This is a genomic window from Staphylococcus sp. GDY8P85P, from assembly GCF_017892405.1.
In the GTDB taxonomy this organism is placed as follows: Bacteria; Bacillota; Bacilli; order Staphylococcales; family Staphylococcaceae; genus Staphylococcus; species Staphylococcus borealis.
The window spans coordinates 35,471-50,301 of record NZ_JAESLA010000052.1; the positions used below are offsets into that span (position 1 = coordinate 35,471).

Annotated in this window: 12 protein-coding genes; 1 reads left to right on the forward strand and 11 read right to left on the reverse strand. The window is 32.9% G+C overall.

What is annotated here, in order from left to right; translation table 11 throughout:
- Positions 1–251 precede the first annotated feature (251 nt).
- The 10 genes from ccpA to KA828_RS10995 form a co-directional block, all read right to left on the reverse strand.
- The gene (gene ccpA / locus KA828_RS10950) at positions 252–1,244 is read right to left on the reverse strand and encodes a catabolite control protein A (RefSeq protein WP_210126230.1); all 993 of its coding nucleotides are present in this window, start codon (positions 1,242–1,244) and stop codon (positions 252–254) included.
- Positions 1,245–1,564: 320 nt separating this feature from the next.
- A complete protein-coding gene (locus KA828_RS10955) occupies positions 1,565–2,656 on the reverse strand; it encodes a bifunctional 3-deoxy-7-phosphoheptulonate synthase/chorismate mutase (protein ID WP_053030484.1) in 1,092 nt (363 codons plus the stop codon).
- Positions 2,657–2,942: 286 nt separating this feature from the next.
- Complete coding sequence (locus KA828_RS10960) at positions 2,943–4,415, reverse strand: Maebl (protein ID WP_210126231.1); 1,473 nt, start codon at positions 4,413–4,415, stop codon at positions 2,943–2,945.
- Between the two features lie 71 nt (positions 4,416–4,486).
- On the reverse strand, positions 4,487–4,993 hold the full coding sequence (locus KA828_RS10965) for a DUF948 domain-containing protein (RefSeq protein WP_053030488.1): 507 nt from the start codon (positions 4,991–4,993) through the stop codon (positions 4,487–4,489).
- Between the two features lie 81 nt (positions 4,994–5,074).
- The gene (gene murC, locus KA828_RS10970; protein ID WP_210126232.1) at positions 5,075–6,388 is read right to left on the reverse strand and encodes a UDP-N-acetylmuramate--L-alanine ligase; all 1,314 of its coding nucleotides are present in this window, start codon (positions 6,386–6,388) and stop codon (positions 5,075–5,077) included.
- Between the two features lie 20 nt (positions 6,389–6,408).
- Entirely contained in the window at positions 6,409–10,302 is a 3,894-nt protein-coding gene (locus KA828_RS10975) for a DNA translocase FtsK (RefSeq protein ID WP_210126233.1), read from the reverse strand.
- Between the two features lie 17 nt (positions 10,303–10,319).
- A complete protein-coding gene (gene ytpR, locus KA828_RS10980; protein ID WP_075108644.1) occupies positions 10,320–10,919 on the reverse strand; it encodes a YtpR family tRNA-binding protein in 600 nt (199 codons plus the stop codon).
- A 21-nt stretch (positions 10,920–10,940) separates the two neighbouring features.
- Positions 10,941–11,798 (reverse strand): DUF1444 domain-containing protein, encoded by an 858-nt coding sequence (locus KA828_RS10985; RefSeq protein ID WP_053030495.1) that lies wholly within the window; start codon positions 11,796–11,798, stop codon positions 10,941–10,943.
- A 108-nt stretch (positions 11,799–11,906) separates the two neighbouring features.
- Positions 11,907–12,221: a thioredoxin family protein gene (locus KA828_RS10990; RefSeq protein WP_075108643.1), complete on the reverse strand. Its 315-nt coding sequence runs from the start codon at positions 12,219–12,221 to the stop codon at positions 11,907–11,909.
- A gap of 12 nt (positions 12,222–12,233) precedes the next feature.
- On the reverse strand, positions 12,234–13,307 hold the full coding sequence (locus tag KA828_RS10995; RefSeq protein WP_075108642.1) for a M42 family metallopeptidase: 1,074 nt from the start codon (positions 13,305–13,307) through the stop codon (positions 12,234–12,236).
- Positions 13,308–13,393: 86 nt separating this feature from the next.
- Between KA828_RS10995 and KA828_RS11000 the strand changes: the two genes are divergently transcribed.
- Entirely contained in the window at positions 13,394–13,711 is a 318-nt protein-coding gene (locus tag KA828_RS11000) for a hypothetical protein (RefSeq protein WP_075108641.1), read from the forward strand.
- Positions 13,712–13,830: 119 nt separating this feature from the next.
- On the opposite strand, the gene KA828_RS11005 is transcribed toward KA828_RS11000, so the two are convergent.
- The gene (locus KA828_RS11005; protein WP_210126234.1) at positions 13,831–14,652 is read right to left on the reverse strand and encodes a YtnP family quorum-quenching lactonase; all 822 of its coding nucleotides are present in this window, start codon (positions 14,650–14,652) and stop codon (positions 13,831–13,833) included.
- Positions 14,653–14,831: the final 179 nt, after the last annotated feature.

A 14,831-nucleotide genomic window follows, 5' to 3' on the forward strand; every position in this document is an offset into this window, starting at 1 on the left:
ATTTCTTAGTGAAATTCTCTTTGTAGGAGCCCCCGCCCGCAAGGGTGACTAGAACTGAGAAAAGCTTGATTAAAGCGCCTTCTCAGTTCAGTCAGCTACTGCGAATTTGCAAAATAGGTCTATTATATTATTTATGTCCCAGCCTCTACTCCCTATCTATTAACGCGTAAATTTTCTCATTGAAACACTTGCAGTTAGGACCTCCCCCACAAAGATGAAGTGTATCTTATTCTTATTTCAAATGCTTAACATCAATCTTTCGTAGTTCCTCTGTACTCAATGCAGTGTGGCAATATTACATTTGGTTCTTCAATTTCTTCTTCATTCATATATTTAGTTAATAAACGCATGCCAACAGCGCCGATATCATATAGTGGTTGAATCACACTCGATAATTTTGGTCTCACCATTTCTACTAATCGAGTATTATTAAAGCTGACAATTTGTAAGTCTTCTGGAACGCGTATGCCTGCATCTAGTGCGCTATGCATGATACCAATCGCTTGTTCATCACTAATTGATAATATAGCATCAGGTAGATGATCTTTTAAATCTTCAAATACCTTAATACCATCTTTATAACTTTCAGAACCTGAGAATTGTACTGTATCATTTAATTTTAGTTGGTGACGATCTAACACTTCTCTAAGACCAATTAGCACATCTTCTTGTGCTTTTTTAGAATAATCACCACTCACTAATGCAAACTCTTTAGCGCCTGATTGGATGAGTTGTTCGGTAATCTCCATTGCTGCCGTTTTAAAATCAATATTAACAGAAGCGATGTTATCATCTTTTCCGTTAGTACCTGATACTACAACTGGAACAGATGATTGATTTATTAAATCTTTGATCTCATTCGAAATTGTGCCACCTAAGAAGATAATACCATCTACTTGCTTACTTAATAAGTTATTAAAAATTTCTTTTTCTTTCTCAGAATCATTATCTGAGTTCGAAATAATAGAATGATATTTATACATTGTCGCTATATCCTCAATACCACGAGCTAATTGAGAATAATAGATGTTAGAAATATCAGGGATAATAACGCCTACTGTTGTTGTTCGTTTACTAGCTAGTCCTCTTGCAACAGCGTTTGGTCGATAATTTAATCTTTTAATTACTTCATTAACTTTTTTTCTTGTTTCAGGTTTAACGTTTTGATTACCATTCACTACTCGTGAAACGGTTGCCATAGATACTCGGGCCTCTCTAGCAACATCATATATAGTTACTGTCATAATTTCCTCCTTGTAAGCGTTTTAATTGTTATTATAACGTGTTTTCATTTCATTTTCAAAGTTTACCACAAAATCGCTTTCATTCAAACCTATTGCTAATATTTTCACATTTATGTCATATTTTATATTATTTTTATCATAAAAGCGTAATTTAACATAATATATATTTGAAATGAAATTCATTCAATGGTCGTAGATTTTATCAATAATTGCAATTTAAAAAGCTATTCATGATTACTAGAAAAAGGTATTATAAAACATACTCTTAATTCAGTAAAATGAATAGCTCATTTCATTTATATATTTAGGCGATTAATTTATTATTTTAATTTTTTTGAATTATACAATTCTGCTAATGGTTTTAATTCATTGTAAAATTGATTAAATTCATTTAAATCCATTTGTTGGCCACTATCACTTAATGCGACAGATGGGTCTGGATGCACTTCTGCCATTACGCCATCAGCACCAACAGCTAACGCAGCTTTAGCAGTTGGTAACATAATGTCCTTACGTCCTGTGCTATGCGTTACATCTACCATTACAGGTAAGTGTGTGCCTTGTTTTAAAATAGGCACTGCAGAAATATCTAGCGTATTTCTTGTTGCTTTTTCGTAAGTACGGATACCACGCTCACAAAGGATAATATTTTTATTGCCTTGAGAAGCAATATACTCAGCAGCGAAAGTAAATTCTTCAATTGTAGCCGATAAGCCTCGTTTTAAGAGGATAGGTTTGTTCGTTCTTCCAGCTTCTTTTAATAATTCAAAGTTTTGCATGTTTCGAGCACCAATTTGGAACACATCTAAGTATTCATCGGCAATTTCGAAATCAGCAGGATTTACAATTTCACTGACAACATTAAGACCAAATTTATCTTTTACATTTTTTAAAATTTTAAGCCCTTCAACACCTAGTCCTTGGAAATCATATGGTGATGTACGAGGTTTGAATGCGCCACCGCGAATGAATTTTTCTCCTTTTGCTTGTAAATCTTTTGCGACCGCATCAACTTGTTCTTGTGATTCAACAGAGCAAGGTCCAAATACAAATGATTTATTGCCATCACCAATAACGCCACCATTGTCAAACTGAACAATCGTATCTTCTGGTTTTAATTTACGAGACACATATAAATGTTTTTCATTCTCAGATTTTTGTAAATCAGTAGAAGCTTTAAAAATTTCTTTAAATAATTGCTTTATTACATTATCATTAAAAGGTCCTTGATTACGATCCATTAACTCATTAATCATTTCTTTTTCGCGTTGTGGATCATAAACCTTTGTACCCTGTTTAATTTTCTCTTCACCTATTTTTTGTGCTAATTCTCCACGCTTAGATAATAAATCTAAAATTTGATTATTAATCGAAACAATCTCTTCTCTGTATTGCTCTAATTTAGTTGACATTACTACTCACCTCAATAAAAGTTACTTGTATAATTATATCACTTTAAAGCGATAAAATAATATTAGTTAGATAATATTCTAACAATTAAAAAATAATAGTTCAACCGTTCTAGTTCATAAATTATCTAAAATTTATGAATTGTCTAATTATTATATCAAATTTGATATTCACTTTTTATAAAAATAAGAAAAAGGAGCGAATCAAAAATCTAATTTAATTAACAGATTTCTGAATCCACTCCATTTAGTGATTAAAACCTCACTTTAAATAAAAGCATTAGCTTTATTAATCATTAAAGGTACGTTTATCGATTTTACTTTTTGCTTTTTCAGTTCTTTGTTGTTGCTTAGGTGTTTTATTTTTAGCTTTTGTTGCATTTTGCTTTTTCTTAGTATTGCCTTTTGCTTTTTCATTAGCTGATTTAGTATCGTGTGTAATGACACCATTTTCAAATTTAGCAGATGCATGTGCTTGATTATTTTTAACTTGATCTTCAGCTTTATTAATTTCTTTTTTTGTAACTAAATTAGGGACCTTTTTATCGCCTGATGATTTAGCAATTGCCGGTTCTTCTAATAACGTTTTTGTTTTACGCGCAACATTTGCATCATTATCTATTTTATTTTTCTTTGTACGTGCTGCAGATGCTATATTTTTTGCATTCACATGTTGATGATTGCTCGTTTCACCACTAGTTGAAGGATCAGATAAATTATGTTTAGATGATTCAACTTTAACTGCATTTTGTTGCGCTGCTAATTCAGTTGCACTAACCTCTTTAGATTGTTGTTCTTTTTCAGTCTCTTTCTTAGCTTCTTGAATTTCTTGTGCTTGTGGTGATTGATCCGCTAAGTTATCTGATGTTTCTGCTTTAATCGCATTTTGTTGCGCGACAATTTCTTCTGCACTATTGCCTTCATTGTTTCTTAAATGTTCATTATCATCAGCTTTAGCTTCTTGAATTTCTTGCGCTTGTGGTGATTGATCCGCTAAATTATCTGACGTTTCCGCTTTGATCGCATTTTGTTGCGCTGCTAATTCTGTTGCAGTAATATCTTTTGTATCTTGCTCTTTAAGTGCTTCAGCCTTAGCTTCTTGGATTTTTTGCGCTTGTGGTGATTGATCCGCTAAATTATCTGACGTTTCCTTTTTGATTGCATTTTGTTGTGCAACAAGTGCTTCTTTACTAACTTCTGAATGGTCTTTATTTCTAAAGTCTTCAATTTTTTGTTTTACATTTTCAATATTATTCTCAGTTTGTTGCTTAATATTTTGATAACGATGTCTTAATTCTTGTTCTTTATTTTTTGCGCTATCAATTTTTTCTTCGGCTTTATTTTTATAAAAGAGTCCAACCGCTGAACCAATTAAAGCACCTGTAATAAAACTAATCACAAAGTCTTTGCGTGATGGATGAGAACTGTATTTGTTGTGACTATATTGAGAACTAGTAACATCCTCTCCATTAGTCTTTTGATTTGCACCTTGACCATGTAAGTCTTTACCAGAATTATTTGTGACAAATGCATCTCTATTATAATGCTCTGTATTTAAACCTTGTCTAGACTTACCATCTTTTTGATTTGGGCCATTATCATGTAAATCATGGCCATGATTATTTTTTTCAAAGTCATCTCTATTGTAATGTTTAGTCGCATTTGATTGTGCTGCACTATCTTGTTGATTTGCACCTTGTCCGTGTAAATCATTTCCAGAATTTGTCGTTACAAATGCGTCACGATTATATTTCTTACTCATATTAGCTCCTCCTATAAGAAAAGCACTTAAATAAGTAAAAACCTCATTTAAGTGCATTTGATTGAATCATATTAAAAGTTTTTCTCAACGTTAGTAGTGTAATTTTCGTTTGCATGATTTGCATCATTACCTACAGATGTGTTTCTGTAGTTTGCACTTCCTCTACGGTAGTGTCTATTTTGCCATTTGTCAGCAATTTCCATTGCAACATTAGACCATTGAACTACTTGAGAAATTTTATCTTCATTTTGAGAAATATTATGTGTAATTGAGTTAGTTACACGATCAACTGAACCATTTAAATTTTGTACTGAATCGCCGATACCTTTAACACCATCGACAACAGAATTTAAGCGTTCAACTTTGCCTTGAATATCTTCAGTTAAGCGGTTAGCTTTGTGAAGTAAATCAGTTGTTTCACGTGTAATACCTTGAACTTGTCCTTCAACACCATCAAGTGTTTTAGCAACGTGATCTAAATTCTTTTTAACTGAAATTAAAACGACAACGATTCCAATACATAATACTAAGAATGCAATCGCGGCGATAATTCCAGCAATTGGTAAAATCCAATCCATTAAAAACGCCTCCTAAATACCATTTACTTTTAAATAAAAGCTATTAATTATTAATACCCAACATAATTATATATAAACATATTAAAATTCATTTGTCATGCCGACATGTTCTTCATAAGCACATTGTAACTTTTGAATGTCACCAGCGCCCATAAATAAGATAACAGCATTATCAAATTGTTCTAATACGTCAATATTATTTTCATCGATTAGCGCAGATCCGTCAATACGATTTATTAAATCTTGAATTGTTAAATCACCTGTATTTTCACGAATTGAACCAAATATTTCACATAAATAAACATGATCCGCTTTGCTTAGTGATGCTGCAAATTCTTCTAAGAAAGCTTGTGTTCTTGAAAATGTGTGAGGTTGGAAAACTGCCACAATATCTTTATTTGGATATTTTTTACGTGCTGTTTCAATTGTAGCACTTATTTCTCTTGGGTGGTGAGCGTAATCGTCTACTAATACTTGATTAGCAACATTTGTTTCATTAAAGCGACGTTTTACACCACCAAATGTTTCCAATGCTTCTTTAATATTCTTGACGTCCATCTTTTCAAGGTAACTAATCGCGATAACTGCTAATGCATTTTGGATATTATGATCTCCGTATTGTGGTGATAAAAATTGATCATAATATTCACCATTAACGTAAACATCAAATTGTGTACCTTTATCAGTTATTTGAATATTATCGGCATATATATCATCATTTTTGTTTAAACCATAATAATAAATTGGTACGTCCGCTTCAAGTTGTCTTAAATGTTCGTCATCACCCCAAGCAATAATCGCTTTTTTAACATTATGTGCCATACTTTGGAAAGCACTTGCAACATCTTCAATGTCTTTAAAATAATCAGGGTGGTCGAAATCAATATTAGTCATAATGGCATAGTCTGGATGGTAACTTAAGAAATGACGACGGTACTCACACGCTTCAAATGCAAAATAGTCACTTGCAGGTAATCCCATACCAGTACCATCGCCAATTAAGAATGATGTTTTTTTATCACCATTCATAACATGAGACAGTAAACCAGTTGTTGACGTTTTTCCGTGTGCACCTGTAACTGCAACAGATGTGTATTGATCAATCACATGACCCAAGAAATCATGATAACGTATCACGTCTAATTTTAAATCATGCGCTTTAACAATTTCTTCATGAGTATCTGGAAACGCATTACCTTGAATGACTACCATACCTTCTTTAATGTTGTCACTGTTGAATGGTAGTATTTTAATTCCTTTATTTTTTAATGCTACTTCTGTGAATACATATTTTTCTATGTCAGATCCTTGCACCTCATGTCCTAAATCATGCATGATTTGTGCTAATGAACTCATTCCTGCGCCTTTAATACCAACAAAATGATAATGCGTCATATACATAAAACTCCTTTAAATTAATCTTTCTTTAAATCTGCTTCAGTAATAAATACATCTCTAGGTTTAGAACCGTTTGCACCAGAAATATAATCTAACTGTTCAAGTTGGTCTACGATTCGTGCAGCACGGTTATAACCAATTTGGAAGTGTCTTTGAATTAATGAAGTGGAAATATGTCCTTCTTTAACCATAAATTCACACACATCATCGAATAATTCGTCTTGAGCTTGTGTTTGGTTCTTTTTAAGTAATTCCTTCTCCTCGAACAAATAGTTCGGTTCTCTTTGTTCTTTAATGAAATCAACTACATCATCAATCTCATCATCTGAAACGAATGTACCTTGAACACGAATTGGTTTATTCATTCCACTACCTAAGTAAAGCATATCGCCATAGCCTAACAAGCGTTCCGCACCACCACTGTCTAAAATGGTTCTTGAGTCAACGCTTGAAGATACCATAAATGCAATACGTGTAGGTATATTGGCTTTAATTAAGCCAGTTATAACATTGACAGATGGTCGTTGTGTTGCAACCAACATATGAATGCCACATGCACGCGCCTTTTGTGCTATTCGAGCAATTGATTGTTCTACCTCTTGCGGTGCCATCATCATTAAATCTGCTAACTCATCAATAACAATAACAATTTTTGGCATTCTTTGCTCATACGGTGCTTTTTTGTTGAAAGCAGTAATATTTCTTACATGGAATTGCGCAAATAATTTGTAACGTTTTTCCATTTCGTCAACGGCCCATTTTAAACTTTGAGTTGCTGCCTTAACATCAGTAATAACCGGTGAAACTAAATGCGGTAAATCGTTGTATGGTGCAAGTTCAACCATCTTAGGATCAATTAGTAATAACCTTAATTCTTCTGGATGATTTTTATAAAGTAATGACATTAAGATACTATTGATACAGACTGATTTACCTGATCCAGTTGCACCCGCAATAAGGGCGTGTGGTGTCTTAGCAATATCCATTAACAATGGTTCATTGTTAATTCTATTACCCATAGCTACGGTTAATTTAGACTCAGCATTTTTAAATTTTGGACTTTCTAAAATAGATTTTAAGTTAACTTTCGTAGGATTTAAGTTTGGTACTTCAATACCTACTAAACTTGTTCCAGGAATTGGTGCTTCAATTCGAATATCTTTCGCAGCCAACGCCATTTTAATATCATCCTGTAAAGCTGTAATACGTGAAACTTTGACACCCTTCTCTACTGCCAATTCAAACCGAGTTACACTTGGTCCTTCAGTTACATGTTGCACTTCAGCCGGTACATTAAAATAATAAAAGGCATCATTTAGCTCTTGTTTCTTCTCTTCAATCCATGCCTCATCGATTTCATGTGCTTCATGATCTTCTAATAAATCAAGACTTGGTAGTTTAATATTGGGACCTCTTCTAATTGTACCTTTAGCATTATAATCTTCTTTTTGATGGTGGTTTGAAGATACAATAGTTTGATTGTCTGCTGAAACGGTTGGATTCACTTCTTGATGATTGTTCATATCATGATTTGAATGTACAGCTTGGTTAGATTGTTCTTCACTGTCTGTATCAGTATTTTGGCTGTTTTCGAGAGGTTCTTCTACTAGGTTATCGTCATCTCTGTTTATGTCATTATTTAAATTTTTATCTTGTTCATCCGAATGATTGATATGATAGTTTGAATGCGTAGACTTTGTTTGAGATTCAGATAATGTATTTTCATTGTCACGAGATTCATTTGTTTGATGGTTGACTTCTGATTCACGCTTTTTAGTTTGAACATGTTGTTTTGTCTCAGGCTTTAATTCGGGCACATTCACTTTATTTTTCGATACAGATTCTTTTTTTGCATCCATCATTCTTTTTTTATCAGAAGGTGTCATAACTACATTAAACGGTTTACTTCCTGGCGTGATAGACATTTTTTCAGGTACTTTTTTAGCTTCCTTATGTGTTACTTCTGATTTATCGTCGCCATTGTTAATGTGTTCATCTTCCACACCTTGTACTGATTCATCTGTATCTTTAACTGCAAATGAATCATCCATTTTATTAGAAGGTTCATTATGTGTTTTCGTTGACTGTGATACATTTTGGCCCTCTATATTTGTATTTTGAGAGACTCCATTCGTTTCGTCATCTTCTTTAGTGGCATATTCCACTTCAGACGTTACAGCATTTTTAATTGCATGATTCACATTTTCAGTTGATACATCTTCATCATCTTCTATGGCAGATGTTTCATCTGATAAAGATTCATTTTCGGACATACTGTCAGTGTGTGACTCCACGTCATCTATTTCTCTAAATTGTGCATCATCAACAGTTCCATTATGGTTGTCGTCATGAATGTTTTCACTTAAACTATCTGAATCATCATTATTAGATTGTAATTGTACCGCTTCTTCATCTGCTATTTCGTGATGGTAAATTGATTCTTTTGTAGATTCGTCAATCGCTTCATTAGAATGACGTTGTGCCTCATCATGATTAACATTTGATAATTGATCATTTGGAACATCTTTAACTTGTACATCATCTTGGTTAACTTCTTGCACACTTGAAACTTGGTTTAAATCAATCTCTTCATAATTATAAGGTGCATTTGTCTCTTCGATATACTCTTGTTGTTCAATATTATGGTCTATGTCACTATCATCTTTCGATTGAGCGTTAGATGTCTCATGATGCGCAACGTCTTCTGCTTGTGCTTGGCTCTCAACATGGTCATTGTTGTTTTTGTACTCATCATTTACATCCTCTGTTACATCACTATGTAAATGGTCAGAGTGGTTTAATGAACTTTCGCCAATATATTGTTCAGCTTGCTTAGCATACATTTCATCAATAGCCCTTTGAATACTATCTTCTTCATCAGTCTGTTGACGCTTGTTTTGCAATGCTTGTTTAAATTTACGTTTTTGTTGAACTTTACGCTCTCTTTCTTTTCTAATCTCCTCTACGATTTGAGAAGCATAAATATTTTCTATATTTACCGTGTTATCACGTTTTGAATAGTTTGGCGTACGTTCATAGTGATTAGAAGTATCAACATTTCCTTCAACGACTGATTGTTGTTCACTGTTAACTGGTGCATTCTCTTGTGAAATTGAATGTTCACCATCAAATTTTTGTCTGCCATCTTTTTCATTTTTACTTTCATGCGGAACGTGTTCTACCGTGCTCGAATGATGCTTGGTTTTAGACTCACTTGTATCTGTGTCATCTTTCACTGGTGGTATAACACCGTTTTCAATAGGTCTACGCTTTTTAGTTCCGAAAATAGCTGATGGTACTTCTGAAGTTTTAAAACTTGAACGGTGATATGTAGGTTCAGAACTCAAATGATAATTCGATTTGAATCTTTCTGATTGTAATTTCATCCTAGATTGATTTGAATTAGCGCTTCTGTAATTAGCATTATTCGTTCTAGAATGTGTATTTTGACGTTTGTTAAAACGTTGAGATGTACTAGTATTATGAGTTCTACTTGATGTTTGAGAAGTTCTTGACTTAATAGAAGGCATACCAGAATCATCTTGACTCACATGTTTTCTTCTACGATGTCTTCTTGCGTTTTCAGCACGATCATCATCTGAGTAACTATTCATGTGACCCGTATAGTCATCATATTCATATGAACCGTATTGATTATCTTTCAATGTTGAATGGTTCTCTTTATCATCATTACTTTCGCGATAAGTTGCTTCTTCATACGTTTCATCTCGACCCACATCGATTGGGAATCGAAACTTACCTTTTGGACGATCGTAAATATCATTATTTTCAGGAAGTAATGAATCATCTTTGCTTTGAGTTAGATCGCCATTGCGACGTTTACTTTTGCGTCTAAGCAATTCATCATCAGAATTGTCTTTGTTACTAAATAAATCATCAAACCAACTCATACATTCACTTCCTTCCTTTATTCATCAAAAAATGCTTGACCGACTTTATAGTCATCACTTAAAACCATAATACCTTTTTCTTGAGGTGCATTAGGTAAATTTAATTCTCTCATTGAGCAAACCATACCGCTTGAAGCAACACCACGTAATTCAGCATCTTTGATAACCATTCCACTTGGCATTACGGCACCAACTTTAGCAACAACCACTTTTTGTCCAGCTTCTACATTTGGCGCACCACAAACGATTTGTAAATGGTCATTACCGACATCTATTTTTAAAATACTTAATTTATCCGCATCTGGATGCTTATCTTTAGTTTCAACATAACCAACTACAAATTTAGGAGATAAATCTGCATTTAGTTGATACGTTAATCCAGATTCATTAATAGCTTTTTGTAATGCATCTACAAGCTCAGAAGTTAATTTAATATGTCCATTACCGTTGATTTGATGATAATTTGAAAACTTAAATAGATTGAAGCCAACAATCGTTCCTTCTTTACTAATTTCAACAACATCTCCGGATTTTTTATATTCAAACGGTCCATCTGTAGGTTCAATTTGTAGAAAAGCTACATCCCCTACGCCTTCTTTATTGTAAAATAAATTCATTTTAAATCTCCTCTATATCAATTATTTCTTATTATTAAATTTTTTACGATTTGCTTCCAATCGTTGTATCACATTGGGGTCTCTTTTTTGTTTGTTATTTTTCCCCAAAATGAAGATAGGTTCGAAGTGACCTTTTTCATAACCAAATGATAATGAAGTAATAGGGACTAATCCTTTAGTAAAGAATTCCATAGTTAAATGTGCCATTACATCATAACCAGTTTTATTTCGAATATCAGCAATAATTAAGACATCTTGATGTGGTACAGCTACTAACATTTCACCTTCACATTGTTGATAGATATCATCTAAAAATTTGGTATTTAAAACACGACTGGCATCATAGCCATCGTTAGAGTTTACAAAATAAAAAATATTTCCTTTAACTTCATCTGTTTTATATTGATTATTAAGTTTACGTATATTGAATAATGACATTTCCTTAACTTGTTGTTCAGTCAATCCAAGTGATTCAAGCATACTTTCGTCAATTAAGCGATAAGATTTACCTAAATCGAGTGCATAATAGATATTTGTTTCTGCTGTATGCTTTTCAATTATAAATGGATGACCATCCTTTGTTTTTTTATCAAAGCTTGTAGCACGAATGACAGGCATAATCTGAATGTCATTCATTTTCTCAATACTTTGATCATCCATTTGAGCGATGGCTTCTTCAACATAATATACAATCTCATCTATAATTTTCTCTTTTTGGACTTCATATTTAGCGACAATAGCGTTTAATTTGATTGTTACGCCTTTATGATTGTCTTGTCTATATATACGTAACGTTTCTTCTTCACGATCAAATTTAAAATCAACATTTAAATGCGCTAAACGTTGTTTCAATTTATCTCTTACTTGAAAAACATTCATGTTAACACTCCTATATTCGCACCTTATCCTATTTTACAATAAATTTGTGGTCAATTACAGAAAAAATCAATTGTACATTTCATTCTTAAAACCTTTTATATGCTTTATTTATTTATCAAACTGACTTAAAAATTCATCGATTTGTTCTATAGATTTGCGTTCTTTTCCAATGTAACTTCCTACTAATTCGTCATCTTTAAATACTAAAAAGCTTGGAATACCCATGATATCATGTTCTATGGCTAAATCTATAAATTGGTCTCTATCTATAGAAACAAAGTTAAAATCTTTATATTTCTCTTCCAATTGAGGTAAATCAGGTTCAATGACACGACAGTCAGGACACCAACCTGCCGTAAATTCAAATACGGTACGCTCTTTCTTAAGTGACTTGAATTGTGATTCAGATTCTAAATTAATCATTCTAATTGCTCCTTATTCTTGAAATTGTAATTTATTAATTTGCTCTTCAGTTAAGTTGAGTATAACTTGTTCTAGTAATTGTCGTGCTGAGAAATAATCTCTAATATCAAATACAGCATTAGTACTGTGAATGTATCTAGCACAAACACCAATTACAGCAGTTGGAATACCAATATTAGCTTTGTGAATTTCACCACCATCTGTGCCACCCGGTGAAATATAATATTGGTAATTTATATTATTTTCATCTGCTAATTTAAGTAGATAGTCTCTAAATTCAGGTTGTAAAATCATTGTACCGTCTTTAATTCGAATTAAAGTCCCTTCACCTAATTCACCTGATAATTGATTTGCACCTTTAATATCATTTGCTGGAGAACAATCCACTACAAGTGCAACATCGGGTTGAATGAGTTCAGCTGCTGCTTTAGCACCACGTAAGCCTACTTCTTCTTGAACATTAGCGCCAACGTATAAATCAACATCCAAATCGACATTCTTCAACAATTCTAATATTTCGATCGCAATGACACAACCATATCGATTATCCCATGCTTTCGCGCTATATCGATGTTCAGTTAATTGCGTTAATTCAGTATTCGGAACAATCGTATCTCCTATTTCTATCCCCATCTGTCTTACTTCGTCATCAGAACTTGCACCGATATCTAGCATCAAATCTTTTATTTCTGGCACCGCTTCGTTGCCTGTTCTAAAATGTTTCGGAATATTAGAGACAATCCCTACTATAATGTCGCCTTTTCTATTTTTTACTTGAAGACGTTGACCTTGCCAAATATCGTTTGCTACACCACCAAGATTGGTAAACTGTAGCATGCCATTCGAAGTAATGTTTGTAATCATGAACCCTATTTCATCCATATGCGCAGCAATCATTACCTTTTTAGCATTAGCTTTTTTAGATTTTTTAACGCCATAGAAACCACCCATACGATTTACGATAAACTCATCAACATATGGTGACATTTCTTTTTTCATATAATTTCGTACATCCTCTTCAAAACCTGGTGCACCATGTAATTCAGTTAATGCCTTAATTCGTTCTAATGTTTTATGCTTATCCATCTTAACTAACACACTCCTTAAATGTATTATATCATTTTGAATATGGTACACTAATGATAAGAACTATTAATAGAGAGGTAGAGATTATGACACGTCAAACTTACAAATACATCTCAATTTCAGTTGCTCTAGTTACAGGTATAGCCACTGTCTTTTTTATTTATTTCCTAAAAGAAAAGAATAAAATGCAAAATCCTGATAAAGTATTGAATGAAGCCAAATCTTACTTTATGAATATCACTGGATCGTTTATTCTTCATGAGCCTTATGTAGATGACAATCTATATCCAAATCGTTTCATTTTTCAAGGCGGTATTACGCAAGTTAAGAATAATCAAAAGATGGAATATATCTTTTATGCAGATGCAAAATCTGGTGAAATTTTAAATATTATTGAATTGTAATAACTGAACAAAAATAGGGAGCTGGACTGAATTACTATAAATTCTTAGTCCGGCTCCCTATTGTAATCGTTCATAAAAAATGGATAACAAAGTTACCAAATCGTTTTATATCACTTTCTTTATCGTTTAATTGATTGCTTAATCGTCTTTCCATCTGACTCATATTGCGTCGCGAAATAAACATTATCATGATAATATAAGAACCAATAATCATGATAAATAAAGTATGGTATTAATCTTTCTTTTTCTCGAATAGACGTCATTGGGTAATCATCATATGCCATAACCCAAAGTGGATTAGTATGTGCATTTGTAGGTAATATATCAGACATGTGAACTGCACGCTCACCTTCACTCTCAATTGTAATAATTGATTGTCCATAACTATGACCACCAACATGCTTCATATGAATCCCTGGATAAATTTCAATTAATTCATCAAAAAGTATCATTTTATCTTCATATGTACCTCTATTGATTCCCCAATAGGTTGCTTTACTACGAATGTTTGGACTTATAAATTCATGCCACTCGTCTTGTTGCACATAGTGAATTGCATTTGGAAAAATAGAATTGCCCTCAGTATCCGTTAACCCTGTCGCATGATCAAAATGCATATGTGACATTAATACAATATCGATATCTTCCACAGTCAAATTTAATTTTTCTAAATCAAATTGAATATGACTTTCATATTCGACACCATAATTTTTAAGTTGTTTGTCTGTTAATTTATGATTTGCAATTCCAGCATCGATGATAATGTTCTTATCGCCAGTCTGAATTAAAATTGGATATGTTAAGTTAGGAACTTGATTTCTGTCATTCACATCATACTTTTTCGTCCACAGCGGTTTAGGTACAACGCCAAAGATAGCACCACCATCCATTTTCGTCATACCGCCATTTAAATAAGTGATATTAAATGCACCTAACTTCATATTAAACACCTTCCATCTTTTTATTTATCAAGTATTTCAATATATGAAATAATCTTACATTACAATATCCAATTTAAGAATATATAAACAGAAAAGAGCAGAACAGAATTCTTGGCGAATTCAATGTTCCACTCTTAAAATGACATTTCAAACTATAACGGCTCTATAATAAATTGGAC

Excerpts from the sequence above, each read along its gene's own strand:
- ccpA (WP_210126230.1), bottom strand. The coding sequence starts at position 1,244 with ATGACAGTAACTATATATGATGTTGCTAGAGAGGCCCGAGTATCTATG.
- KA828_RS10955 (WP_053030484.1), bottom strand. The coding sequence starts at position 2,656 with ATGTCAACTAAATTAGAGCAATACAGAGAAGAGATTGTTTCGATTAAT.
- KA828_RS10960 (WP_210126231.1), bottom strand. The coding sequence starts at position 4,415 with ATGAGTAAGAAATATAATCGTGACGCATTTGTAACGACAAATTCTGGA.
- KA828_RS10965 (WP_053030488.1), bottom strand. The coding sequence starts at position 4,993 with ATGGATTGGATTTTACCAATTGCTGGAATTATCGCCGCGATTGCATTC.
- murC (WP_210126232.1), bottom strand. The coding sequence starts at position 6,388 with ATGACGCATTATCATTTTGTTGGTATTAAAGGCGCAGGAATGAGTTCA.
- KA828_RS10975 (WP_210126233.1), bottom strand. The coding sequence starts at position 10,302 with ATGAGTTGGTTTGATGATTTATTTAGTAACAAAGACAATTCTGATGAT.
- ytpR (WP_075108644.1), bottom strand. The coding sequence starts at position 10,919 with ATGAATTTATTTTACAATAAAGAAGGCGTAGGGGATGTAGCTTTTCTA.
- KA828_RS10985 (WP_053030495.1), bottom strand. The coding sequence starts at position 11,798 with ATGAATGTTTTTCAAGTAAGAGATAAATTGAAACAACGTTTAGCGCAT.
- KA828_RS10990 (WP_075108643.1), bottom strand. The coding sequence starts at position 12,221 with ATGATTAATTTAGAATCTGAATCACAATTCAAGTCACTTAAGAAAGAG.
- KA828_RS10995 (WP_075108642.1), bottom strand. The coding sequence starts at position 13,307 with ATGGATAAGCATAAAACATTAGAACGAATTAAGGCATTAACTGAATTA.
- KA828_RS11000 (WP_075108641.1), top strand. The coding sequence starts at position 13,394 with ATGACACGTCAAACTTACAAATACATCTCAATTTCAGTTGCTCTAGTT.
- KA828_RS11005 (WP_210126234.1), bottom strand. The coding sequence starts at position 14,652 with ATGAAGTTAGGTGCATTTAATATCACTTATTTAAATGGCGGTATGACG.